The 24,133-nt window shown below is 72.5% G+C and carries 20 protein-coding genes; 5 read left to right on the forward strand and 15 right to left on the reverse strand.

The window, feature by feature from the left end:
- Window positions 1–8: 8 nt before the first annotated feature.
- A complete protein-coding gene (locus tag ABEA82_RS24025) occupies window positions 9–1,631 on the reverse strand; it encodes an AMP-binding protein (RefSeq protein ID WP_345663687.1) in 1,623 nt (540 codons plus the stop codon).
- A 128-nt stretch (window positions 1,632–1,759) separates the two neighbouring features.
- Between ABEA82_RS24025 and ABEA82_RS24030 the strand changes: the two genes are divergently transcribed.
- Together ABEA82_RS24030 and ABEA82_RS24035 are read left to right on the forward strand one after the other, a co-directional pair.
- Window positions 1,760–2,890 carry an acyl-CoA dehydrogenase family protein gene (locus tag ABEA82_RS24030; RefSeq protein ID WP_345663688.1) on the forward strand — a complete coding sequence of 377 codons (1,131 nt, stop codon included), beginning with the start codon at window positions 1,760–1,762 and terminating at the stop codon, window positions 2,888–2,890.
- Window positions 2,887–3,285 (forward strand): RidA family protein, encoded by a 399-nt coding sequence (locus ABEA82_RS24035; RefSeq protein ID WP_345663689.1) that lies wholly within the window; start codon window positions 2,887–2,889, stop codon window positions 3,283–3,285. The genes ABEA82_RS24030 and ABEA82_RS24035 overlap by 4 nt, the downstream gene beginning before the upstream one ends.
- A 13-nt stretch (window positions 3,286–3,298) precedes the next feature.
- On the opposite strand, the gene ABEA82_RS24040 is transcribed toward ABEA82_RS24035, so the two are convergent.
- A complete protein-coding gene (locus tag ABEA82_RS24040; protein WP_345663690.1) occupies window positions 3,299–3,493 on the reverse strand; it encodes a DUF5999 family protein in 195 nt (64 codons plus the stop codon).
- Between the two features lie 242 nt (window positions 3,494–3,735).
- Here ABEA82_RS24040 and ABEA82_RS24045 point away from each other — a divergent pair, with 242 nt between their 5' ends.
- The gene (locus ABEA82_RS24045) at window positions 3,736–4,194 is read left to right on the forward strand and encodes a DUF6299 family protein (protein ID WP_345663691.1); all 459 of its coding nucleotides are present in this window, start codon (window positions 3,736–3,738) and stop codon (window positions 4,192–4,194) included.
- A gap of 7 nt (window positions 4,195–4,201) precedes the next feature.
- Here ABEA82_RS24045 and ABEA82_RS24050 read toward each other — a convergent pair whose 3' ends face one another.
- The 5 genes from ABEA82_RS24050 to ABEA82_RS24070 all read right to left on the reverse strand — a co-directional run bounded on the left by ABEA82_RS24050 (window position 4,202) and on the right by ABEA82_RS24070 (window position 9,328).
- On the reverse strand, window positions 4,202–4,966 hold the full coding sequence (locus tag ABEA82_RS24050; RefSeq protein WP_345663692.1) for a class I SAM-dependent methyltransferase: 765 nt from the start codon (window positions 4,964–4,966) through the stop codon (window positions 4,202–4,204).
- A 90-nt stretch (window positions 4,967–5,056) separates the two neighbouring features.
- A complete protein-coding gene (locus ABEA82_RS24055; protein ID WP_345663905.1) occupies window positions 5,057–6,262 on the reverse strand; it encodes an aminotransferase class V-fold PLP-dependent enzyme in 1,206 nt (401 codons plus the stop codon).
- Entirely contained in the window at window positions 6,259–7,578 is a 1,320-nt protein-coding gene (locus tag ABEA82_RS24060; RefSeq protein WP_345663693.1) for a pyridoxal-phosphate dependent enzyme, read from the reverse strand. Before ABEA82_RS24060 ends, ABEA82_RS24055 begins: the two co-directional genes overlap by 4 nt.
- Window positions 7,575–9,047 carry an alanine racemase gene (locus tag ABEA82_RS24065; RefSeq protein ID WP_345663694.1) on the reverse strand — a complete coding sequence of 491 codons (1,473 nt, stop codon included), beginning with the start codon at window positions 9,045–9,047 and terminating at the stop codon, window positions 7,575–7,577. Before ABEA82_RS24065 ends, ABEA82_RS24060 begins: the two co-directional genes overlap by 4 nt.
- Window positions 9,048–9,181: 134 nt before the next feature.
- A complete protein-coding gene (locus ABEA82_RS24070) occupies window positions 9,182–9,328 on the reverse strand; it encodes a hypothetical protein (RefSeq protein ID WP_345663695.1) in 147 nt (48 codons plus the stop codon).
- 76 nt (window positions 9,329–9,404) lie between these two features.
- Between ABEA82_RS24070 and ABEA82_RS24075 the strand changes: the two genes are divergently transcribed.
- The gene (locus tag ABEA82_RS24075; protein WP_345663696.1) at window positions 9,405–10,472 is read left to right on the forward strand and encodes a type I phosphomannose isomerase catalytic subunit; all 1,068 of its coding nucleotides are present in this window, start codon (window positions 9,405–9,407) and stop codon (window positions 10,470–10,472) included.
- Between the two features lie 3 nt (window positions 10,473–10,475).
- Here ABEA82_RS24075 and ABEA82_RS24080 read toward each other — a convergent pair whose 3' ends face one another.
- The 3 genes from ABEA82_RS24080 to ABEA82_RS24090 form a co-directional block, all read right to left on the reverse strand.
- Complete coding sequence (locus tag ABEA82_RS24080) at window positions 10,476–11,030, reverse strand: DUF488 domain-containing protein (RefSeq protein ID WP_345663697.1); 555 nt, start codon at window positions 11,028–11,030, stop codon at window positions 10,476–10,478.
- Between the two features lie 49 nt (window positions 11,031–11,079).
- Entirely contained in the window at window positions 11,080–12,609 is a 1,530-nt protein-coding gene (locus ABEA82_RS24085) for a helix-turn-helix domain-containing protein (RefSeq protein WP_345663698.1), read from the reverse strand.
- A gap of 84 nt (window positions 12,610–12,693) precedes the next feature.
- On the reverse strand, window positions 12,694–12,894 hold the full coding sequence (locus ABEA82_RS24090; protein WP_345663699.1) for a DUF4236 domain-containing protein: 201 nt from the start codon (window positions 12,892–12,894) through the stop codon (window positions 12,694–12,696).
- Between the two features lie 269 nt (window positions 12,895–13,163).
- Between ABEA82_RS24090 and ABEA82_RS24095 the strand changes: the two genes are divergently transcribed.
- Window positions 13,164–15,959, forward strand: coding sequence for an aconitate hydratase (locus tag ABEA82_RS24095; RefSeq protein WP_345663700.1), 2,796 nt, complete (start codon window positions 13,164–13,166; stop codon window positions 15,957–15,959).
- Between the two features lie 546 nt (window positions 15,960–16,505).
- Here the strand turns inward: ABEA82_RS24095 and ABEA82_RS24100 are convergent.
- From ABEA82_RS24100 to ABEA82_RS24120, 5 genes are all read right to left on the reverse strand, one after another.
- Complete coding sequence (locus tag ABEA82_RS24100; RefSeq protein WP_345663701.1) at window positions 16,506–17,858, reverse strand: ABC transporter substrate-binding protein; 1,353 nt, start codon at window positions 17,856–17,858, stop codon at window positions 16,506–16,508.
- Window positions 17,859–17,987: 129 nt separating this feature from the next.
- Window positions 17,988–19,286, reverse strand: coding sequence for a sugar ABC transporter permease (locus ABEA82_RS24105; protein ID WP_345663702.1), 1,299 nt, complete (start codon window positions 19,284–19,286; stop codon window positions 17,988–17,990).
- Entirely contained in the window at window positions 19,283–20,062 is a 780-nt protein-coding gene (locus ABEA82_RS24110; protein WP_345663703.1) for an ATP-binding cassette domain-containing protein, read from the reverse strand. The genes ABEA82_RS24105 and ABEA82_RS24110 overlap by 4 nt, the downstream gene beginning before the upstream one ends.
- A gap of 15 nt (window positions 20,063–20,077) precedes the next feature.
- Window positions 20,078–21,160 (reverse strand): sugar ABC transporter substrate-binding protein, encoded by a 1,083-nt coding sequence (locus ABEA82_RS24115; protein ID WP_345663704.1) that lies wholly within the window; start codon window positions 21,158–21,160, stop codon window positions 20,078–20,080.
- The gene (locus ABEA82_RS24120) at window positions 21,157–23,925 is read right to left on the reverse strand and encodes a SpoIIE family protein phosphatase (RefSeq protein WP_345663705.1); all 2,769 of its coding nucleotides are present in this window, start codon (window positions 23,923–23,925) and stop codon (window positions 21,157–21,159) included. Before ABEA82_RS24120 ends, ABEA82_RS24115 begins: the two co-directional genes overlap by 4 nt.
- Window positions 23,926–24,133 lie beyond the last annotated feature (208 nt).

Raw genomic sequence — 24,133 nt, forward strand, 5'->3', positions numbered from 1 at the left:
CGTACGGATCACTCCCGGTCGGTTGCGGTGCCGTCGTCCGGGTCCCCTCCGGCGCGCAGCCTGAACCGCTGGAGTTTGCCGGTGGCGGTGCGCGGCAGCGCGTCCAGGAAGACGATCTCGCGCGGGCACTTGTACGGGGCCAGCTCCGCCTTCACGAAGGAGCGCAGCGCCTCGGCGTCCCGCGCGGCGCCCTCCTTGAGGACGGTGAAGGCCACCACGACCTGCCCGCGTGCCGCGTCGGGTCGTCCCACGACCGCCGTCTCCACCACGTCCGGGTGCCGCAGCAGCGCGTCCTCGACCTCGGGCCCGGCGATGTTGTACCCGGCCGAGATGATCATGTCGTCGGCGCGGGCGACGTACCGGAAGTAGCCGTCGGGTTCGCGGACGTAGGTGTCGCCGGTGATGTTCCAGCCGCCGCGTACGTACTCCCGTTGCCGCGGGTCAGCGAGGTAGCGGCAGCCGACCGGGCCGCGTACCGCGAGCAGCCCCGGCTCCCCGTCGGGCAGCGGCTCGCCGTGCTCGTCCTGCACCCGCGCCTGCCAGCCCGGCACGGGAACGCCCGTGGTCCCGGGGCGGATCCGCTCGTCGGCCGCGGAGACGAAGATGTGCAGCAGCTCGGTGGCGCCGATGCCGTTGATGACGCGTACGCCCGTGCGCTCGTGCCAGGCCCGCCAGGTGGCCGCCGGCAGGTTCTCCCCGGCCGAGACGCAGCGGCGCAGCGACGACACGTCGTGCCCGTCGAGCTCGTCGAGCATCGCGCGGTACGCCGTCGGCGCCGTGAAGAGGACGGAGACCCGGTGCCGGGCGATGGCGGGCAGCAGCTGCTTCGGGCCGGCCTGTTCGAGCAGCAGGGCGCTCGCCCCGGCCCGCAGCGGGAAGACCACCAGGCCGCCCAGGCCGAAGGTGAAGCCCAGCGGGGGACTGCCCGTGAACACGTCGTCCGCGCACGGCCGCAGCACGTGCCGGGAGAAGGTGTCGGCGATCGCCAGCACGTCCCGGTGGAAGTGCATACAGCCCTTGGGGCGGCCGGTGGTGCCGGAGGTGAAGGCGATCAGTGCCACGTCGTCGGCCGCCGTGTCGACGGCCTCGTACGGCGTCGCGGGCGCCATGCGGTGGAACAGGTCGTCCGGGGCGTCACCGCCGTAGGTCGTGATCCGCAGGTCCGGCACCTCGGCCTTGGCGAGGTCGTCGACGGCCCGGACGTCGCACAGCGCGTGCCGGACCCGGGCGATCTCGCACATCGTGCTCAGCTCGTGCGGGCGCTGCTGGGCCAGCACCGTGACCGCGACGGCCCCCGCCTTCAGCACCGCGAGCCAGCAGGCCGCGAGCCACGGTGTGGTGGGGCCGCGCAGCAGCACGCGGTTGCCGGGGACGACGCCGAGTTCGCCGGTGAGCAGGTGCGCGACGCGGTCGACGCGGGCGCGCAGATCGGCGTACGTCCATGGCTCGCCGGTCTCGGTGAGGAACGCCGGGCGGTCGTCGGGCGGGCCGTCCAGCAGTTCGGCGGCGCAGTTGAGCCGTTCGGGGTAGCGCAGCTCCGGCAGGTCGAAGCGGAGTTCGGGCCATTGGTCCGGGGGTGGCAGATGATCGCGGGCGAAGCTGTCGACGTGGGCCGTGCTCCGTGGATGCATACGGTTCGCCCCCTCGGCGTGGTGGGCTCGCTCCTGGAGCGTATCGTGTTGGTGACGACAGTCAACGGTCCGCGATAGCCTCGGAGTGGTCCGGCCCGGGAGGCGGGGTGGCGGAGAAGGGACCGGCGATGACCGCATTCTCGCTCGAACCGGCACAACTCGCCTGGTGTGCCGAGCTGCGCACCCTGGCCGTCGAGCGGCTCCGCCCGCTGGCCGACAAGGGCGAACCGGGCCGGGTGAACCGCGCCCTGGTCGCCGAACTGGGCGGCCTCGGACTGCTCGGCCGACTGTTCACCTCCGGCGCCCTCGACCTGTGCCTGATGCGCGAGTCCCTCGCCTACGGCTGCACGGAGGCCGAGACGGCCCTCGCCCTCCAGGGCCTCGGCGCGCACCCCGTCCACGCCCACGGCACCGCGTCCCAACGCGCCCGCTGGCTGCCCCGGGTGGCCGACGGTACGGCGGTCGCGGCCTTCGCGCTGAGCGAGCCGGGCGCGGGATCGGACGCGGCGGCGCTGGCGTTGCGGGCGGACGGGGACGGCGCCACCGGCTGGCGGCTCACCGGCCAGAAGTGCTGGATCTCCAACGCCCCCGAGGCCGACTTCTACACCGTCTTCGCCCGGACCGCTCCCGGTGCGGGGGCACGCGGCGTCACCGCCTTCCTCGTGCCCGCCGACCGCCCGGGCCTGACCGGCACCGGCCTCGACATGCTCTCCCCGCACCCGATCGGCGCACTCGACTTCGACGCCGTTCCGGTGACGGCCGACGACGTGCTCGGCGAGGTGGACCGCGGCTTCCGCGTCGCCATGGGCACCCTCAACCTGTTCCGCCCGAGCGTCGGCGCCTTCGCGGTCGGCATGGCCCGGGCGGCCCTCGACGCGACCCTCGACCACACCGTCGGCCGGGACGCCTTCGGGGGCAAGCTGAAGGACCTTCAGGTCGTCTCCCACCAGGTCGCCGAGATGGCCCTGCGCACGGAGGCGGCCCGCCTGATGGTCTACGCGGCGGCGACGGCGTACGACGACGACGCCCCGGACGTGCCCCAGCGTGCCGCCATGGCGAAACTGCTCGCCACCGAGACCGCCCAGCACGTCGTCGACACGGCCGTCCAGCTGCACGGCGCCCGCGCGCTGCAACGCGGCCACCTGCTCGAACACCTCTACCGCGAGGTCCGCGCCCCGCGCGTCTACGAGGGGGCCAGCGAGGTGCAGCGCGGCATCATCGCCAAGGAGTTGTACGCAGCCCACGAGGAGGCCCGGTGACCACCGAGCGCGTCAATCCGCCCGAGCTGTCCCCGCCGACGGGCTTCTCCCACGCCGTCGTGGCCACCGGCTCCCGCGTGGTGTTCCTGGCGGGGCAGACCGCCCTCGACACCGACGGCAAGGTGGTCGGACGGACCCTGCCCGAGCAGTTCGAGAGGGCGCTGACGAACCTGCTGACCGCCCTCGCGGCGGCCGGCGGCGCACCCGCCGACCTCGCCCGCGTCACCGTCCACGCCACGGACGTCGGGGCGTACCGCGCGCACGCCCCGGAACTGGGCCGCCTGTGGCGGAGACTGGCGGGCCGGGACTACCCCGCCATGGCGGTCGTCGAGGTCGTCCGCCTGTGGGACGAGGAGGCGATGGTGGAACTGGACGGCTTCGCGGTGCTGCCGTGAGGCGACCCTCCGGTCAGGCCGCGACGGCCAGCTGCTCCGCCGTCACGCGGTGCGGCTCCACCACGCGTCCGTCCGGCAGCAGCTCACCGGTGTCGTCGAAGACGATCGCCCCGTCGCACAGCAGGCTCCAGCCCTGCTCGGGGTGGGCGGCGACGACGTGCGCGGCGCGGGAGTCGGTCGCGGGGCACAGGGTTTGGTGGGCACACATGGCGCACCTCCACGTCGGTAGGGCCATCCGTAGGTTCGTATGACTCTTACGGACAGACGATGCTCCCGACTCGAAGCTGATCGGAACGGCTCGGAGCAAAGCGTGACAGGCCCCGGACATTCCCAGGACGGTTCCACGACGGTCGGAGCGGATTCACCGCCGAAGGGGTGAGACCGGTTGCGTCGGCCCGGGAGCCCGGTTCGAGTGGAGGAGACATCTCACTCCTATCGGGAGGTTCCCCTGTGCGCCTTTGTCCCCTCCTCGGCGCCGCGACCGGCGCGGTGCTGCTCCTGCTGACCGGAGCCACCGCCGCACCCGCCACCGCCGCACCCGCCACCGCCGCGCCCGCTACCGCTGCGTCCGAGGACGTGACGGTCGAAGCGGTGGGCCGGATCGCCGCCGACGGCACCATCACCCTCTCCGGCACCTATACCTGTGTGGACGCCACCGGCCCCGTCTACATCGGCTCCTCCGTGAGACAGGGCGCCTCGACGACCAGTTACGGCATCGGTGGCACCCGGGCCGTGTGCGACGGCGCGCAGCACCGCTGGCAGAACACGGGCCGCGCCACGCCCGGCGCGATCGTGCCCGGCCCGGTCCATGTCCAGGCCACGGTCCTGGAGCTGCGCCTCGTCGGCATCCTGCCGCTGCCGCGCCTGCACGCCGTGAAGGACCAGGACATCACCCTGACCCGGAGCTGAGCGCGCGTCAGCGGACCGCGACGACCACGCAGCTGTCGCCGTACTGCCAGACCGGCCCGGCCGTGTCGAACCCCGCCTGCCGCAGCAGGCTCAGGTGGGTGGAGAGGGGGAGTGCCGCGGGGCGGCCGGTGCCGCCGGGCGCCGTGCGGCGACGGCGCTCGGCGAGGAGGTCGGCCAGCTCCGGGTCGCCGGCGACGGCCGTCCACCACGACCCCCAGTCCTCCTGCGCGAACACCCGCTGCCGGTCGGCCCGGCACCGTCCGACGTGGGTGGCGATGCCGGCCGGACCCGTGTCGTCCTGGGGGAGGTGGTCACCGTTGACGAGGACGCCGCCGGGCCGCAGCAGCGTGGCGAGCTGCCGGTAGACACGCAGGAGGGTGTCGCGGTCGAGGTAGTGCAGGGCCGTCGTGGAGACGGCCGCGTCCAGGGGCCGGTCCAGGTCCAGGGCCCAGGTCCAGCCGGGCGCCCCGATCTCCGCGTCGACATAGCGGGCCGCGTCCGGGTGATGCGTCCGGCCCAGCTCCAGCAGCAGCGGGTCCCGGTCCACGGCCACGACCTCCGCGCCCGGCAACCGCCGGACCAGCCGGGCCGCCAGGGAGCCGGGCCCGCAGCCCAGGTCGACGACCAGCGGCCGGGGTGTGCGCCCGGCCGTGACGTGCTCGACGACATCCGCGATCACCGTGAACCGCTCCTCGCGGTCGACGGCGTACCGCTGCTGCTGGAGCTCCCAGCGCTCCACCCACCGCTCCGCCGTCGCCAGACTCAGCCCCATCCGGTCGCGCCACCTCGCCGTACTCGAACCTGACTCTTCGGGCCCGAGCCTACAGGTGGAAACGGTTCCCATTACGCATAGTCGGCGCGGTCACGAGAGTGAGGCGAGAACCGACAGCAGCCGGTCGATCTCCTCAACGGTGTTGTACACATGCAGACTCACCCGCACCGAACCGGTCTTCTCGCCCGCGTCGCCCTGGCAGTGGTTGTCCGAGCGGACCATGAAGCCGTGGCTGAAGAGCACGAAGCCCAGATCGCCCGACTCCACGGCGCGGTGCCGCAGGGTCACGATGCCCTGGCGCCGCTGCACCGTCGAGTCCGCTGCCAGGCTGAGCGGGCAGCCGAGCACCTCGTAGGCCTCCAGGCGGCGCAGCCCGTCGGTGAGCCGGGCCGCCAGACCCGCCGTCCAGCGCTCGATCCGCTCGACACCTGCGGCCTCCAGCCAGTCCAGAGCCGCTTCCAGGGAGGCGATGCCCACGGTGTTCGGAGTGCCGCTCCACCCACCGGGCGCGAAGGCCGGTCCCCGTTCCTGCCGGGCCCACACCGCCCCGGAGCCGGGCAGGGCCAGCGCCTTGTGCCCGGAGAAGACGACGAAGTCGACGTCCAACTCGGCCACGGACACGGGCAGATGGCCGACACTCTGCGCCGCGTCCAGGCAGATGACCGCGTCCGGTCCGACGGCCCCGCGGATGCGGTGCACGTTCATGTCGCCGCCGTAGACGTGATGCACATGGGTCGCGGCGACGAACCGGGTACGCGGCCCAACCCGTTCGGCCAGCGCCCGGTGGTCGTAGTCCCCCGAACTCCGCTGGTACGGCATCGGCACCACCCGGACCCGCACGCCCGCACCGGCGAGCAGCCGCTGGGCTTCCAGCCAGGGCTCGATGTTGGCCCGGTGGTCGGCGTCCGGTACGACGATCTCGTCGCCGTCACGCAGGAACCCCGGCAGCCAGTCGCGGGCGATCGTACGCAGCCCCTCGGTCGCGCCGCTGGTGAAGTGCACGGCGGAGCGCCCGGGCCGGTCGTCCCCGAGGAACCGGGCGACCCGCTCACGGGTCCGCTCGACCAGCTCCGTGGTCCGGTTGGCCCAGGTGTAGGTGCCGCGCGCGGAGTTGGCGTTGCCGGTGGTGAGATACGTCTGCACGGCGTCCAGGACGGCCCGCGGCTTCTGCGCCGTCGCCGCGCTGTCCAGATATGCCAGCTCCGGGTGCCCGGTGATGATGGGGAACTGGGCGCGCAGCGCCTGCTGCCACTGATGGAGGCCGTCGCGGACGGCCGGTGCGGGCACGGCGGTCAGTCCCGCACCAGGGGCGCGCCCGCGTCCCGCCAGGCGATGACGCCGCCGGCCAGACTGCGCACGTCAGGGTGGCCCATCCGGGTCAGCAGCGCCGCGTACCGGGCGGACTGCTCGCCCACCGGGCAGGCCAGCAGCACGGGCCTGCGCCGGCTGAAGGGCAGCCCGCCCCGCAGGAGTTCGGCGAACACCTCGTCGACGATGTTGACCGACCCGTCGATGTGCAGCGCCGCGTACGCGAAGGGGCTGCGCAGGTCGACCACGAGCGGCCGGCCGGTGTCGATCCACCGCCGGGCTTCGGCCACGGTGACCGACGGCGCCCCGGCGACCTCGGCGTCCGTCAGGTCGGCCGGCGAGTTCCTCCGGGGCGGCCTGCCCAGCAGATCGGGCCGCCGCTGCCGGACGTAGCTCAGATAGCTCTCCACACGGTCGCAGACGATGAACACCGCGGTCCGGCGCTCGGCCGACTCCTCGTCCAGCGCCCGAAGATGGCGGACGGCCCCGAAGTAGGCGGCGCCACCGGTGGGCCCGCCCAGGATGCCGCAGCGGCGGTTCAGGGTCAGCATCCCCTCGATCGCCTCGTCGGAGGTCACCGACTCCATCGTGTCGTACGTCTCCGGGTCGAACAGGCCGACCTCCTGCACCTCGTCGAGGGTGCGGATCCCGGGGATGAAGTCGGACTTGGCCGCGACCAGACCGACCACCCGCACCGAGGGGTCCTCCTCGCGCAGCGCGCGGGCCACGCCCGTGGAGGAACCGGCCGTCCCCACACACGCCACGAACCAGTCCGGCACCCGGCCGTCCAGGTCCTTGACGATCTCCGGCCCGGTGCCGGTGAGGTGCGCCTCGGTGTTGCGCGGGTTGAAGTACTGGTCGGTGTGCAGATAGGTGCGGCCGGAGGCGGACAGGGTGCGGTGGAAGAGGGTCAGCGGATCGTCGGTCGCACTCGGGTCCAGGCACTCGCTCTGCCCCGGCAGCTCCTCGATCTCCGCGCCGAGCAGCAGCAGGAGGTCCTTGATCTCCGGGACCCGCATCCGGTTGGTGACGCTTCTGAAGCCCAGTCCGTGCATGCCGGCGACGACCGCCAGCGCCTTCGCCGTGTTGCCACTGGACAACTCCACGACCTGACTGCCGTGTTCCACCGCGTCGGCCAGCAGCGGGCCCGCCATGCTCCAGGCCGCACGGTCCTTGACCGAGCCCCACGGGTTGAGCATCTCCAGCTTGGCGAACAGGTCGATGTTCCGCAGCCCGTGCACGGCCGGGTCGATCCGCACCAGCGGCGTGTTGCCGATCGCCTCCGTGATGCTGTCGTACCTCACTGGGCTCCCCCCGAGGGCGTGGTCGGCCAGAACTGTTCGTCGAGGCACCAGCGCCACCCGTCGCCGTCCTGCCAGGCGGCGGCCTTGCGGGCGGCGGGCTGAAGCTGGGCACCGGTGGCGTGGAAGTCCATGGCGTACCCGGCGGTGTTGGCGAAGGCCAGCAGGTCGCCGGGGACCGGGCGGCGCGGCAGGAACACCGTACGGCGGGTGATCAGGTCCGTCTCCAGGCAGAGGCTGCCGAAGAGATGCACGGCGACGGGCCCCGGGCCGCCGGGTGGCGGGGCTTCGCCTCTGGGGACGACGACCGGGTCCATGAGCACTCCGTGGTCCTCCAGGGCGATGTCGTCCGCCTTCGCCGCCAGCCGTACGAGGAGTTCCCCGCCGGGCTCCTGGGCGCGGACCTCCAGCACCCGGGCCAGCGTCAGCCCGCACTGGTCCAGCAGCGCCCGGCCGGGCTCGGTGTGCAGGTCGTACAGGTGCTCCAGCAGCAGTGCGGCCAGCGGACGGCCGCCCAGGGATGCGGCGGGCTGGGCCAGCAGCTCGTCCAGGTAGGCCGCGCCGGCGACGGGTCGGTGGGCGGGGTAGAGGCCGAGCGTGCCGCGCAGGGTGCCGGCCTCGTCGCGCAGCCCGTAGCCGTGACCGCCCCACGCCAGGGGCGGGCGCCGGCCCAGCACGGCGGAGGTGAGCGCGCTCGTGTACGCCTCCCACTGCTCCCGTTCGGCGAGGTAGTTGACGCCGAACCCGCCGCCGACGTCCACGGCCCGGGGCCGTAACCCCCGGCTCCGGCACGCCTCCAGGGCGGCCAGGGACCCTTCGAGGGCGATCGCCTTCTCCGCGATCCCGGTGGTGTCCAGGTGGTAGCCCACGCCGGTCAGCTCGACCGCGTCACCGTGCCGCTCGACCGACTCCAGCAGGCTGTCCAACTCCCTCACGGGCGTACCGAACCGGCTGCGGCGGCTCAGCACCTTGACCCCCGACGCCTCGAACCCCGACAGCCGCGGCAGCACCCGCACCGGGGCGAGCCCGAACTTGCGGACCAGGGAGGCCAGTCGGTCCAGCTCGTCGGTCCCGTCCACGCTGACGGTCACGCCCGAACGGGCCGCGAGCCACAGGAACTCGGGGTTCTTCGGCCCCGTGGCCGTGATCCGGTCGGCGGTGAAACCGGCCCCGAGGGCGTGCTGCAACTCGCCCAGCGACGCGACGTCCACGCCCGCGTCCGTGGCGGCGAGGCGGCGCAGCAGCGCGCTGGACCGGTTGGCCTTGTGGGCGTAGAAGACCTGGCCCGACAGGTGGTGCGCGCGGTACACCGACCGGAACCGCTCCAGGTTCTCGGCGATCTGGTCCGGCACCACGACGTGCAGGGGTGAGCCGAGCGCGTCGGTGAGCGAGTGCAGCGTCCCGGCCGCCGCCAGGAGCGACCTGAGCCGTGGCTCCAGCCGGGGTTCCAGATACAAGGGCCGGCCGTCCATGCGTGCTCCCTCCCCTGAAGCCGCTGCGCCCGGCATCCGGGCACGTCCGACACTCCCCGCGTTTCGCCGTATAGCCCCTATCCATTCTTCGGTCGCTTTACGCCCTGTATCGCCCAGGGAAGGCCGCCCGGCGTTCAGTCCGTCCGGAAGCCGTCCCTGACCTGGTCGAAGACCGGACGGCACCGGCCGCCCCCGGGGCTGCCCGGGCCGGGAGCGAGCGGGAGCACGGGGCTCGCAGTGGCCGTACCCGCCCGCCCGGAGCCCGCGCCGGCTTCGCGCATGCGCCTCTCCCGCCCGGGGTACCCCGCACATCCATCCGGCCGTGTGCGTGCGGCCGGCTACGAGGAGGGACGGGACGTGGACTGGCACCCGCTACGGCTCACCACCCCCGTCAAACAGCACGTCTTCGGCGGGCGGGCCATCGCCGAGCGGCTGGGCCGCACCGGCCTGCCCGACGGCCCGGTGGCCGAGACGTGGGAGGTGAGCGACGTCGACGGCGACACCTCGACCGTCCTGGACGGCCCACTGGCCGGACGCACCCTGCGGCAGATCATGGTGGAGCACCCCGAGGAACTGCTGGGGCCACGCCTGAGCCCCGGCCCCCGCTTCCCGCTCCTCACCAAGTTCATCGACGGCAGCCACCCCCTCCCGGTGCACCTGCACGCCGACGACACCACCGCCCGGCGCCTGGAGGGCGAACCCCACGGCAAGACCGAGGCCTGGCACATCCTGGACGCGGACCCCGGAGCCACCGCCCTGGTCGGCACCCGGCCCGGCGTCGACCGCGAGACCCTGCACCGGGCGCTGCTCGCCCAGGACTTCGACGCGGTCATGCGCCGCCTGCCGGTCCGTGCCGGGCAGACGGTCTACGTCCCCGGCGGCACCCTGCACAGCTTCGGCCCCGGCACGCTCGTCCACGAGATCGAGCAGACCTCCGACATCCAGCGGCACGCCATGCGCACCCGCATGGAGGACGGCTCGCCGGTCCCCGACGAGGAGTGGCACAGCAACCTCGCCGCCCTGCTGGACCAATGGCACCCGGACCCCCGCCCCGAGTTCCACCCGGGCCTGGACATCCGCACGGACGACGGGGCGGTACGCACCGTGCTCTGCGCGGGCCCGTACTTCGCCCTGGAACGCTGGACCAGCGGCGCCACCCTGCGCCACTCCTTCTCCACCGTGCGGATCCTCACCAACGCCGGGGCCCCGGTGACCGTCACCTCCGGCGACCGGACCGTCCGGCTCGACCGCGCCCGCACCCTGCTCCTGCCCGCCGCGCTGGGCGAGATCCACGTCCAGGGCCCCGCGGACGTCCTGATCGGCTACGTCCCCGACCTGGACCGGGACATCCGCGCCCCGCTCCTCGCCGCCGGCCACGGCCCGGCCGCGATCGCCGCTCTCGGCGAGGGCCTCGGCCCTCGGTAGCGGTCAGCCGCCGGCCGGCTCCGCGCCCCCGTCGTAACCGTCGTACACGAGCAGCCCGTCCTCACGCAGCCGTACGCCGGGCGTCGGCGCATGGGCGTTGACGCGTCCGTCGTGCATGAGGTGGTCGGCCGGGACGCCGCGGGCGGCCACCGCGAAGTCGGCGATCAGCCGGCGGTGGCAGCGCCACCAGACCGCCTCGCTGCACATCACGGCCGTACGGGTCTCCGAGGCCTCGTGCAGCAGGCGGTCCATCGCGGTGACGAACTCGGGGGAGCGGGTGTGGGCGGCGTACCCACGGAAGGAGAGGTTGCGCCAGACGATGTCCGGGCTGTCCTCGGGCAGGGGCCGGAACCCGCCGAGGGCGGGTTCCCACCGGTAGGCGACACCGGCGGCGGGCAGCCAGTCGGCGAGCCGCTCCCGCAGCAGGTCGGGACTGCGGCGGCTGCCGGGAGCGGTCCGCACGTCCACGACGGCCACGACACCGGCCCGCCGCAGCAGCCCGGTGATCCGCTCCCGGTCGGCGGTGCTGTGCCCGAAGGTCAGCAGTCGTGCGTCCACGGGGTGCCGGTTCTCCCGTTCCGGTGGACGCACACGTGACGGGCGCCGGTCAGATGTCCCGGAAGATCTCGATCTGCGCGCCGATCGAGTTCAGCCGCTCGGCCAGGTCCTCGTACCCCCGGTTGATGACGTACACGTTGCGCAGCACCGACGTGCCCTCGGCCGCCATCATCGCCAGGAGGACGACGACCGCGGGGCGCAGGGCCGGCGGGCACATCATCTCGGCGGCGCGCCAGCGGGTGGGGCCCTCGACCAGGACGCGGTGGGGGTCCAGCAGCTGGAGCCGGCCGCCGAGACGGTTCAGGTCGGTCAGGTAGATGGCGCGGTTGTCGTAGACCCAGTCGTGGATGAGGGTCTTGCCCTGGGCCGCCGCCGCGATGGCCGCGAAGAACGGGACGTTGTCGATGTTCAGGCCCGGGAACGGCATGGGGTGGATCTTGTCGATGGGCGCCTGGAGCTTGGAGGGCCGGACGGTGAGGTCGACGAGCCGGGTGCGGCCGTTGTCGGCGAAGTACTCGGGCGTGCGGTCGTGGTCGAGGCCCATCTCCTCCAGGACCGCCAGCTCGATCTCCAGGAACTCGATCGGCACCCGGCGCACCGTCAGCTCCGACTCGGTCATGACGGCCGCCGCGACGAGGCTCATCGCCTCGACCGGGTCCTCGGAGGGGGAGTAGTCCACGTCCACGTCGATGGTCGGGACGCCGTGCACGGTGAGGGTGGTCGTGCCGATGCCGTCGACCTTGACGCCGAGGGCCTCCAGGAAGAAGCACAGGTCCTGGACCATGTAGTTGGAGGAGGCGTTGCGGATGACCGTGGTGCCGTCGTGCCGGGCGGCGGCGAGCAGCGCGTTCTCGGTCACCGTGTCGCCGCGCTCGGTCAGCACGATCGGACGGTCGGGCCGGACCGAGCGGTCCACCACGGCGTGGTACTGGCCCTCGGTCGCCGCGAGGTCGAGACCGAACCGGCGCAGCGCGATCATGTGCGGCTCGACCGTGCGGGTGCCGAGGTCGCAGCCGCCGGCGTACGGCAGCTTGAACTGGTCCATGCGGTGCAGCAGGGGACCGAGGAACATGATGATCGAGCGGGTGCGGCGGGCCGCGTCCGCGTCGATCGCCGCCAGGTCCAGCTCGGCCGGCGGCACGATCTCCAGGTCGACTCCGTCGTTGATCCACCGGGTGCGGACGCCGACGGAGCCGAGCACCTCCAGGAGGCGGTACACCTCCTCGATGCGAGCGACGCGGCGCAGCACCGTGCGCCCCTGGTTGAGCAGTGCGGCGCACAGCAGCGCCACGCACGCGTTCTTGCTCGTCTTCACGTCGATGGCACCGGACAGCCGGCGCCCGCCGACCACCCTCAGATGCATCGGACCGGCGTAGCCGAGGGACACGATCTCGCTGTCGAGGGCTTCCCCGATGCGCGCGATCATCTCAAGGCTGATGTTCTGGTTGCCGCGCTCGATCCGGTTCACCGCGCTCTGGCTGGTTCCGAGCGCCTCCGCCAGTTGCGACTGAGTCCAGCCCCGGTGCTGCCGAGCGTCACGGATGAGCCTGCCGATGCGTACGAGGTAGTCGTCTGCCATGTGGTTGATGTTATCTCAGATATGAGATGAGGCCCGACCGGGGGATCCGTTCGGGTGGCGGGACGTCGATCCGCTCCGGCGGCCTCAGTGCCGCTTGGCGGTGTGTGTGCGCCGCCAGCCGAAGGGTCCGGGCAGGTCCATCGAGGTCGTGCGGCGTCCCGTGCTGCTGCGGGTGTGTCGGGGGCCGTTCTTTCCGCCGCCGGTGGTGATGGACCAGGAGCGCTTGTTGATGTTCAGCCGCACCCCCGGAAGGATCCGGAAACTCTTGCGGAACGTGAGCGGCATGCCTGTCTCCTCTCCGTTGTCCGTCTCATGTGGACACCGGATTCGGATACCCGGGAAAAGGGCGCACATGACCCACGGCGGACTCCGGGGCATGACCAACCGGCCCGGGTGTATTAGAGTTATCTCGACATCGAGATATCTGCCGAGGAGCACCGCAGCCGCCACGCCCCGGTAAGGGTTACCTAACTTAGCCTTACCTTAGCGGATCGGTCGAGATGCCGTGGCGGCAGGATCGTGGTGGTACGCGCACATCAATGAAGGAGACTGTCGTGTCGGCGAACAGCTTCGACGCCCGCAGCACGCTGCAGGTGGGCGACGAGTCGTACGAGATCTTCCGGCTGGACAAGGTGGAGGGCTCGGCTCGCCTTCCGTACAGCCTCAAGGTCCTGCTGGAGAACCTGCTCCGCACCGAGGACGGCGCGAACATCACCGCCGACCACATCCGCGCCCTCGGCGGCTGGGACTCGCAGGCCCAGCCGTCCCAGGAGATCCAGTTCACGCCGGCCCGCGTGATCATGCAGGACTTCACCGGCGTTCCCTGCGTCGTGGACCTCGCGACCATGCGTGAGGCCGTGAAGGAGCTGGGCGGCGACCCGGCCAAGATCAACCCGCTGGCGCCGGCCGAGCTGGTCATCGACCACTCCGTCATCGCCGACAAGTTCGGCACGAACGACGCCTTCAAGCAGAACGTCGAGCTGGAGTACGGCCGCAACAAGGAGCGCTACCAGTTCCTGCGCTGGGGCCAGACCGCCTTCGACGAGTTCAAGGTCGTCCCGCCGGGCACCGGCATCGTCCACCAGGTGAACATCGAGCACCTGGCGCGCACGGTCATGGTCCGTAACGGCCAGGCCTACCCCGACACCCTCGTCGGCACCGACTCGCACACCACCATGGTCAACGGCCTCGGCGTCCTCGGCTGGGGCGTCGGCGGCATCGAGGCCGAGGCCGCCATGCTCGGCCAGCCGGTCTCCATGCTCATCCCGCGCGTCGTCGGCTTCAAGCTGACCGGTGAGCTGAAGCCGGGCACCACCGCCACCGACCTGGTCCTCACGATCACCGAGATGCTCCGCAAGCACGGTGTCGTCGGCAAGTTCGTCGAGTTCTACGGCGAGGGTGTGGCGGCCACGAGCCTCGCCAACCGCGCCACCATCGGCAACATGTCGCCCGAGTTCGGCTCCACCGCCGCGATCTTCCCGATCGACGACGAGACCCTGAACTACCTGCGTCTGACCGGCCGTTCCGAGCAGCAGGTCGCCCTCGTCGAGGCGTACGCCAAGGAGCAGGGCCTCTGGCTGGACCCGGCCGCCGAGCCCGACTTCTCCGAGAAGCTCGAGCTCGACCTGTCGACGGTCGTGCCCTCCATCGCCGGCCCGAAGCGCCCGCAGGACCGCATCGTTCTCGCCGAGGCCGCCCAGCAGTTCGCCAAGGACGTCCTCAACTACGTCGAGGCCCCCGCCGCGCAGCCCGCCGCCGCGGCCTCCCCGGTCGACGAGGCCAGTGCCGAGTCGTTCCCGGCCTCCGACGCCCCGGCTTACGGCAGCCAGGAGAACGGCGCCGGCGCGCCGCAGCACGCCGACGGCACCGGTGCCGCCGTCCCGTCCAACCCGGTCACCGTGACCGCCCCCGACGGCACGTCGTACGAGCTCGACCACGGTGCGGTGACGGTCGCGGCCATCACCTCCTGCACCAACACCTCCAACCCGTACGTCATGGTCGCCGCCGCCCTGGTGGCCAAGAAGGCGGTCGAGAAGGGCCTGACCCGCAAGCCGTGGGTCAAGACCACCCTCGCCCCGGGCTCCAAGGTCGTCACCGACTACTTCGAGAAGTCGGGCCTGACCCCGTACCTCGACAAGGTCGGCTTCAACCTCGTCGGCTACGGCTGCACCACCTGCATCGGCAACTCCGGCCCGCTGCCGGACGAGGTCTCCAAGGCCGTCAACGACCACGACCTCGCGGTCACCTCGGTCCTCTCCGGCAACCGGAACTTCGAGGGCCGGATCAACCCCGACGTCAAGATGAACTACCTGGCGTCCCCGCCGCTGGTCGTCGCGTACGCGATCGCCGGCTCCATGAAGGTGGACATCACCAAGGACGCCCTCGGTGTCGACCAGGACGGCAACCCGGTCTACCTGAAGGACATCTGGCCCTCCGAGGCCGAGGTGAACGACGTCGTCGCCAACGCCATCGGCGAGGACATGTTCTCCAAGTCCTACAGCGACGTCTTCGCCGGTGACGCCCAGTGGCAGGCGCTGCCGATCCCGACCGGCAACACCTTCGAGTGGGACGCCGAGTCGACCTACGTCCGCAAGCCCCCGTACTTCGACGGCATGGAGATGGAGCCGGCCCCGGTCGAGGACATCGCCGGCGCCCGTGTGCTCGCCAAGCTCGGCGACTCGGTCACCACCGACCACATCTCCCCGGCCGGTGCGATCAAGGCCGACACCCCGGCCGGCAAGTACCTCACGGAGCACGGCGTCGAGCGCCGCGACTTCAACAGCTACGGCTCGCGCCGCGGCAACCACGAGGTCATGATCCGCGGTACGTTCGCCAACATCCGCCTGCGCAACCAGATCGCGCCGGGCACCGAGGGCGGCTACACGCGTGACTTCACGCAGGACGGCGGCCCGGTCTCCTTCATCTACGACGCCTCGCAGAACTACCAGGCCGCCGGCATCCCGCTGGTCGTCCTGGCCGGCAAGGAGTACGGCTCCGGCTCGTCCCGCGACTGGGCCGCCAAGGGCACCGCGCTCCTCGGCGTCAAGGCCGTCATCGCCGAGTCCTACGAGCGCATCCACCGCTCGAACCTCATCGGCATGGGCGTCCTGCCGCTCCAGTTCCCGGAGGGCCAGTCGGCCGCGACGCTCGGCCTGACCGGCGAGGAGACCTTCTCCTTCTCGGGCGTCACCGAGCTCAACAACGGCACCACCCCGCGCACGGTGAAGGTCACCACCGACACCGGCGTCGAGTTCGACGCGGTCGTCCGCATCGACACCCCCGGCGAGGCGGACTACTACCGCAACGGCGGCATCATGCAGTACGTCCTGCGCAGCCTGATCCGCAAGTAAGCGGACCGCACGGCAGCACACGGCAGTTCGAGGGCCGCGTCCCCGGGAGACCGGGGGCGCGGCCCGCGCCGTGACAGGCGGCGGACCGCCGCCCCCGCCCGGGACCGGGCCGCCCTTCATCGCCAACGGCCGTGCCGCCACATCGGGGCCCTGGCGAGGGTGAGCCTCGGCGGGCACCGGCTGCCCGGCCCCTCGTCCTCCACGGGCGGCGCGGCGGGCGCGTGGGGCCGTCGCACCGTTTCCGCCGGGTCCGCCGGGTCCGCCGCGGCGGCCTCGGCAGTGTGCCGCCGCCGCTCGCCCCGGTTCACTGATGCATCACCCGGCCCCGCGTCGCCGAGTCTCTGCCGGCGCGGCCGCCGAGGTCAGGGGAGCCGCTCGGTTCCGGCCCCGCCCCGGTCGAGCCGGACACGGTCGAGCCGGTCGTGGCCGCGTGCGGCGGGCGCGCCGGTCGTCGGGGCCGCTGCCTCCCGGGCGGGAGGGGGAAGCGTCGTGACGGGCCGGGCGCTGGAAGTCTCTGCCTCGTGATGCACGCTCGGCCGGCGGAGGTCAGCCGCCGCGGTACTTCGCCGCTGCTGCCTGAGCGAGGTCCTGGGACTTGTCCAGGGCCTTGTCCACCGACTGCTGCCCCGCGATGGCCGCGGAGATCTGCTCCGAGACCGCCGTACCGAGCACGGCGAACTCGGGAATGCCCAGGAAGCCGATGCCGGTGTAGGGGCGCCTGGTGACGCCGGGGTTCTTCGGGTCGGCGGAGTCCGTGGCCGCCGTGTACTCCTGCCGGTACCAGGCCCCGGCCGCCTGCTGGTACTCGGGGTTGGCGTAGAGCGACTTGCGGTTCCCGGCGGGTGCCGAGGTCCAGCCCAGCTCCTGGCCTACCTGCTCCTGGTACTCCTTGGAGGAGGCCCAGGAGATGAACTTCCAGGCGGCGTCCTTGTTGTCGGAGGCCTGCTGGACGCCCCACGCCCAGGTCCACAGCCAGCCCGCCCGCTGGGTCCGGTCGTGCGGGGCCGGGACGTAGCCCACCTTGCCCTTGACGGTGGACCCGTCGGCCTCGATCGACGAGGCCAGCGACGTGGCGTCGTACATCATCGCGCACTTGCCCTCGACGAAGCTGTCCAGGATCTCCAGCACGCCCATCCGGTCGGCGCCGGGCTGGCCGTGGGAGCGGAGCAGGCCGACGTAGAAGCCGACGGCCTTCTTGAACTCGGGTGAGGTCAGGCGCGCGTTCCAGTTCATGTCGTACCAGGCGCCGCCGAAGGTGTTGACGACCGTGTTGATCGGGGCGAGGTTCTGGCCCCAGCCGGGCAGGCCGCGCAGGCAGATGCCGCTGGCGCCGTCCGCGCCGTCGACCCGGGCGGCGAGGTCGGCGACCTGCTCCCAGGTCGGGTTCGGCGGCATGGTCAGCCCGGCCCTGCGGAAGAGGTCCTTGCGGTACATCAGGAACGAGCCCTCGCCGTAGAACGGCTCGGCGTAGATCTTGCCGTCCTCCCCGGTCAGCGAGGACACCAGGTTGGGGAAGACGTCCTTCTGGTCGAAGGCCTTGTCCGCCTTCACATAGGGGTTCAGCGGGGCGAGCCAGCCGTTGTCCGAGTAGATGGGCACCTCGTAGGCGCTGACGCTGGCCACGTCGTAGGTGCCTGCCTGGGTGGCGAACTCGCGGTTCATGCGCTCCCGCGCCTCGTTCTCCGGGAGCAGGGTGTAGTCGACCTTGATGCCGGTCTCGTCGGTGAAGTGCTCCTTGGTGAGCTTCTTGAGCGTCTGCATCTGGGGCGCGTCCATGGCGAGCACGCTGAGATCGGCCTGATCGCCCCGGGACTCGTCCGAGCCGCCGCATCCCGCGAGTACCAGGCCTGCGGCCACTGTGGCGGCCACGGCCAGCCGGGCGGGACGGCTCCGTTTCATGGCACTCCGAGGGACGCGACATCGGTCCGTGGCCACACGCGTGGCCAGTACCCAGCTTTGCCATTCAGTTGGCATTTCACAAGCTAAAGGGCATATCACCCATATTGGGCCTGGTGGGCGCACCGTCCCTCAGGGACGGCCGCGCCGGGTCTCCGCGCGTCTGGTGAGCGCGTCGGCCGCGACGGCGGCCAGCAGCACCCCACCAGTGATCATGAACTGCACGGCGTCCTCCACCCCCAGCAGCCCCATGCCCGAGGCGATCGACTGGATGACCAGCACCCCGAGCAGCACGGACCAGGGCGAGCCACGTCCGCCGAACAGGCTCGTCCCGCCGATGACGGCCGCGGCGATCGCGTTGATCAGCAGCATCCCGGAGCCCGCGGCCCGGGCCGTCGTGGGGCTCGCCGAGGTGAGGCTGGAGGCCACGAAAAGGCCGCCGAACGCGGCCAGCGTCCCCGACACCATGAACATCTCGACCCGCACCCGCTCCACCCCGATGCCGGCCCGCCGCGCCGCCTCGACCCCGCCGCCGAGCGCGTACACACGCCGGCCGTAGCGGGTGCGGCGCAGCGCGTAGTCCGAGACGACGAGGACCGCCAGGAAGATCAGCAGTGCGAGCGGCAGCCCCTGGAAGCGGTTCAGGGTGTAGGCGGCGGCGAAGGCGACCAGTGCGAGGAGACCGGTGCGCGTCCAGATCTCGGCCGTCTGCCGGTACGGCATCCCGGCGGCCCGGTGGCGGCTGCGCTTGCGGTGGGCGGCCAGGAAGTACCCGGCGGTGCCGAGCGCCGCCACCGCGTACGCCGCCGCGGCGTCCTCGAAGTGCCGGCTGGTCAGGGAGGCGACCAGGCCCTCCTCGTCGATGTTGATCGTGCCGCTCGCGCCCAGCAGGTAGAGCGTCAGGCCGTTCCAGATCAGCAGCCCCGCGAGCGTCACGACGAACGCGGGCACGCCGAGCCAGGCGAAGAAGAACCCGTGGAAGGCACCCACGGCCGTGCCGACGGCCACCGCGACGAGCACCGCGATCCACTCCGGCCACCCCTGGTTCACGTTCAGCACGGCGAACGCGGCCCCGGCCAGCCCGCTGACGGAGCCGACCGACAGATCGATCTCCCGGATCAGGAGCACGAACACGATGCCGACGGCCACCAGGCCGGTCCCGACGATCTCCACGCTGAGGTTGGACAGGTTGCGCGGGGAGAGGAACTTGTCGTCCAGCGCCTGGAAGACGATCCAGATCACGATCAGTCCGGCGATCACCACGAGCGGCCCGCGCTCGCCGCCCTGGACACTGCCGCGGACCTCCAGGGCGTAGGCGCGCAGACCGGCGGACCAGCCGCGGGTGCTCGGCCGACCGTCGGCCGTGACCGGCACGGCGCCGCGGTCCGTCCCGGCCGGTTCGCCGTCCCGCTGCGACCCGCCCCGGCTCACGGCCAGGCCTCCTCGTCGCCCTTCGAGCGATGCGCCACGGCGTTGTCCGCCGCCCCGGTGACGGCGGAGATGATCTGCTCCTGTGTCACCGTGCTCACGTCGAACAAGCCGTTGTTGCGGCCCAGCCGCAGCACGGCGACCCGGTCCGCCACGGCCTTGATGTCGCCCATGTTGTGACTGATGAGGATGATCGCCATACCGTGGTCGCGCACCTCCTCGATGAGGTCGAGCAGATGGCTCGTCTGCTCGACCCCCAGAGCGGCGGTGGGCTCGTCGAGCAGCAGGACCTTGGGCGCGCCCATGAGCGAGCGGGAGATCGCGACGGCCTGCCGCTGCCCGGCGGACAGCGCCGCGACCGGCATCCGCACGTCGGGGATACGGATCGACAGCGCGCGCATCAGGTCGCGGGCGCGGCGCTCCATCTCCACCTCGTCGAGGACCCCCACCCGGTCGATCTCACGGCCGAGGAAGAGATTGCCGACGACGTCCAGGTTGTCGCACATGGCGAGGTCCTGGTAGACGGTCGCGATGCCCAGGGCGTGCGCGTCGTGCGGGCGTTTGATCTGCACGAGCCGTCCCTCCCACTCGATGGCGCCCCGGTCGGCGGGGCTGACACCGGAGATCGCCTTCACGAGCGTGGACTTGCCGGCGCCGTTGTCGCCCGCCAGGGCCACCACCTCACCGGCCCGGATCTGGAGGTCGACGTCCACGAGCGCCTGCACACCGCCGAACCGCTTGGAGATGCCGCGCAACGCCAGTACGGGTGGATGGGCCACGGGGGACCACCTCCCTCATCGGGTCAGCCCGATCCGGTCACAGGCGGGCCGGAGCTTCGGGGTGCAGATCTGGTCGATGGTGTAGACGCCGTCCCGGACGAGCGTCCGGCCGATGTCGTCCCGCGTGACGGGGAGCGGGTTCAGCAGCACCGCGGGGACGTCCTTGGTGGTGGGACTGTCCACGGTCGTCGTGACGAGGGCGCCCAGGTCGTTGCCGCGGGCCAGGGCGACCGCCATCGCGGCGGCCGCGTCGGTCTCCTTCCGGAAGGGCTTGTAGACGGTCATGTGCTGCTCGCCCTCGACGATGCGCCGCACGGCGTCGAGATCCGCGTCCTGGCCGGTGACCGGGGGGAGTGGCGTGATGCGCGCGCTCTCGAGCGCCGAGATCACGCCCGAGGCGATCGAGTCGTTGGCCGCCAGCACCCCGTCGATCCGGTTCGGGCCGAGGTCGCTGATCGCGGAGGACATGTGGTCGTGCGCGTTCTCCGCGCGCCACCCCAGCGTGGTGTACGACTTGAGAATCCGCACCTTGTCCTGGAGGACGGACCGGGACCCGCCCTCGTACCAGGCGGCGTTGGGGCTGGACGGGTCGCCGTTCATCATCACGACGCCCCCGCCGTCGGCCCTGGCCCCCATGCCCTCGAGCAGCGCCTCGCCCTGAAGCCGGCCGACCTGAGCGCCGTCGAAACTGACGAAACCCGAGATCGGGCCCTCGGCGAGCCGGTCGTAGGCGACGACCGGGATGCCCGCGCGGTCCGCCGCCCGGACCGAGGAGCGCAGGGCCTTGGGGTCGACGACGTCCAGGAGCAGTACCGAGACGCCCCTGGTGATCATGGAGTTCATCTGCTGCCGCTGGCTTCCCGCGTCGTTCTCGGCGTTGGCGTACATCACCGTGCACTCGGGGCACAGCTCCTTCACCCGCTTCTCGATCAGGGGCTTGTCCGACTGCTCCCAGCGCGGCACCGCACGGCTGGGCAGCAGCAGCCCGACGGTCACACCGTTCTCGCTCCCGCCGCCGTCCTCGGTGCACCCCGCCAGGGTCAGGGCGAGGACGCCCGCGAGCAGCCCGGCGGCCACACGCCACCCGTGCTTTTTCATCCCGCCCCTCCCTGCTCCGCCCGGCCCCTGCCCCGGTCCTGGTCCCGGCCTCGGTCCTGGTCCCGGCCTCGGCTCCGGTCCGGGTCCCGGCTCCTGCCGCGGCTGCGGCCCATGCCCCAGCCGCGGTCCCGGTTCCAGCCGATGCCCCAGCTCCGCTCCTTGCCCGGCGGCCGTTCCCCGCCCGCCTCGATCCACGGCCCGGCTCCCGGCTCCTCCGACTCCGACGGAGGCCGCCGGTTCCCTTCCGGACGGGACACGACGATCTCGCTCCAGACCTGCTTGCCGCCGCCGACCGGGACCGAGCCCCAGGCCGTCGACATCGCCTCGACGAGGAAGAGCCCCCGGCCGCCCGTCGACTCCCAGTCCACGACCACCGGTTTGGCCGGGGCACGCGGCGAGGAGTCGGTCACGGTCACCCGCACCCGGTCCGCCGCCAGGGTCAGTTCCACGCGGACCGCGCCCTGCGTGTGCACGAGTGCGTTGGTGACCAGCTCCGACACCACGAGCAGGATGGTGTCGGCCTCGGCCACGACGTCCCAGGAACGCAGCGTCCGCGCGCTGAACCGGCGGGCGTGCATGACCGCGTCCGGCAGCCGCCACACCACCCAGCCCGCCCGCACCGGCCGGACCCGCATCCCGTCGTAGCGCAGCAGCAGCAACGCCACGTCGTCCTCCCGGCGCCCGGCATCGCCGAGCAGGGCGTCGGCCATCCGCCCCGGGTCGGAGGGGTCGGCCGCGGCCAGTGCCTCACGCACGAGCCGCATCCCCTCGTCCACCTGAAGATCCGCCGACTCGACCAGGCCGTCCGTCACCAGCGCGAGCACCGTGCCCGGGGCCAGCGCCAGCGCCGTCAGCGGGAACTCCGCGTCCGCGAGGACACCCAGGGGAAGACCGCCCTCGACCGCGACCTCCTCCGTCCCGCCGTCGGGATGACGCACCAGCGGGGACAGATGCCCGGCCCGCACGAACAGCGCGTTGCCCTCCTCCATGTCCAGCTCCACGTAGCAGCACGTGGCGAACAGGTCGGTCTCCATGCCGACGAGCAGCCGGTTGGCGTGCGCGACGACCACGTCCGGCGGGTGGCCCTCGACGGCGTAGGCCCGGACGGCGGTGCGCATCTGGCCCATGATCGTCGCGGCCCCGGCGCTGTGCCCCTGCACGTCCCCGATGACCAGGGCCACCCTGCCCTCCGACAGCGCGATCACGTCGTACCAGTCGCCGCCCACCTGGAGCCCGCGCCGGGCGGGCAGATAGCGGGCCACGGCGGTGCCCCCGGGCAGCCGGGGCAGACGGCGCGGCAGCAGGCTGCGCTGGAGCATCGTCGCGAGCTCCTGCTCGGCGTCGTAGGCGTGCGCCCGTTTCAGGGCCTGCCCCACGAGCCCGGCGGTCGCGGTCAGCAGCGCGCGCTCCTCGGGAGCGAACTCGTGCGGCGCGTCCCAGCCGACCAGGCACACCCCGGCCATCCTGCTCTTCGCGGGCAGCGGCAGGACCGCGAGACCGCCGGGGCCGATCCCGGCGAGCCCGGGCTCCAGCTCGCTACCCGCCGGCCACAGGCTCATCCGCCCGTCCCGCAGCGCCGCCTGGAGCGTGGGCAGCGCGGAGACCGGCGCGTCGGGCCACTCCGAACGCCACTCGGAGCGCCACAGGTCCGGCCAGGCCCCGGCACCCGGCGGATCGAGCACGGTGACCGCCAGCCGGTCCTCCAGCAGTTCGGCCAGTGCCACCCGGTCGGCGGCCAGTGGTTCGCGCAGCGCGGCCACCACCACGCGGCTGACGTCCCGGACCGTCACGGCGTCGTCGAGCGCGGCCGTCAGCCACTGGATCCGGGCCACGTCGCTGGCGCTCCGGCGCAGCACCGGAGCGGCGGTCACCGCGCCCAGCACCCGCTGCGGAGCGCCCTCGGGACCTTTCAGCACGCGGCAGCTCAGCCGCAACCAGCACAGTTCGCCGGTGGGCCGGCGGATGCGGAACTCCAGCTCCCGGCGCCCCGGGGCCTGTGCGGACGGTTCGATGACCGACATCAGGGCGGGGACGTCCTCCGGCACGCTGCAGGAGAGCAGGGTGTCGGTCTTGCCGTCGAAGCCGCCCTCGGGGATGCCGACCAGTTCGAGCAGGGCCGCGTCGGTCTCGACCAGCCCGGTGCCGGGCGTCAGGGCGAAGGAGCCGACCCCCAGGGCACGCAGGGCGGAATCCAGCAGGGGCGCGGGGGCCGACCGGTCGGCCTCGCCCCGCAGTCGCTCGGCCACGGCGTCGGCGTACCGCTCCAGGAACTCCCGCTGCTCGGCCCCGAACCCCTCCCCGGCCTCTCCGACCACGACCAGACACCCCAGCCACCCACCCGCCGCCCCCAGCGGCAGGGCCCCGAGCGGGGAGCCGGAGGCACCGGCACCGGGCAGGCCGCCGAGCACGGCACCCCCCAGCCACAGGGCCCGCCCGCTGCGGAAGGCGTCGGCCACGGCCCACCCGCACCCCCCTGCCCCGGGCTCGGCGCCGGGGGAGGGCGCGACCGAGGCGCCCGGCTCCGGCGCCGCCACCGGGGAGTCCAGGGCCGCCCCCGGGACCACACCAGGCAGCGCGTAGACGCCGGGCTCGGCCACCCCGGCCGATTCCACCAACCGAAGCTCCGCACCGTCCTCGCTCCGCACGTACACCGCCGCCAGCGTCACCCCGGCGAACGCCAGCACCCGCTCCCTCGCGGCGGCCTCCGGCGCGGGAGGACGAGACGGACCGGGGACGGTCGCCCGGGTATCGCCGTACTGGGGCATCTCCGCATCCACCTCCCGTCCATGCCGCGGCCACCGGCAGGTGGGAGTCCCCGGAACTCGAACGACGACGCGGCGGTCCCACGCCGCACCTGAGCGGCAGGGCACCCTCACAACAGAATCGCACACCTGGATAACACCGACATATGAGACGTACCGGTCTGCCGGGCTCAGCGCATCCGGCCGTTCCCGGCGGACGCCCGACGGCACG

The organism is Streptomyces venetus (genome assembly GCF_039540295.1).
Classification (GTDB): domain Bacteria; phylum Actinomycetota; class Actinomycetes; order Streptomycetales; family Streptomycetaceae; genus Streptomyces; species Streptomyces venetus.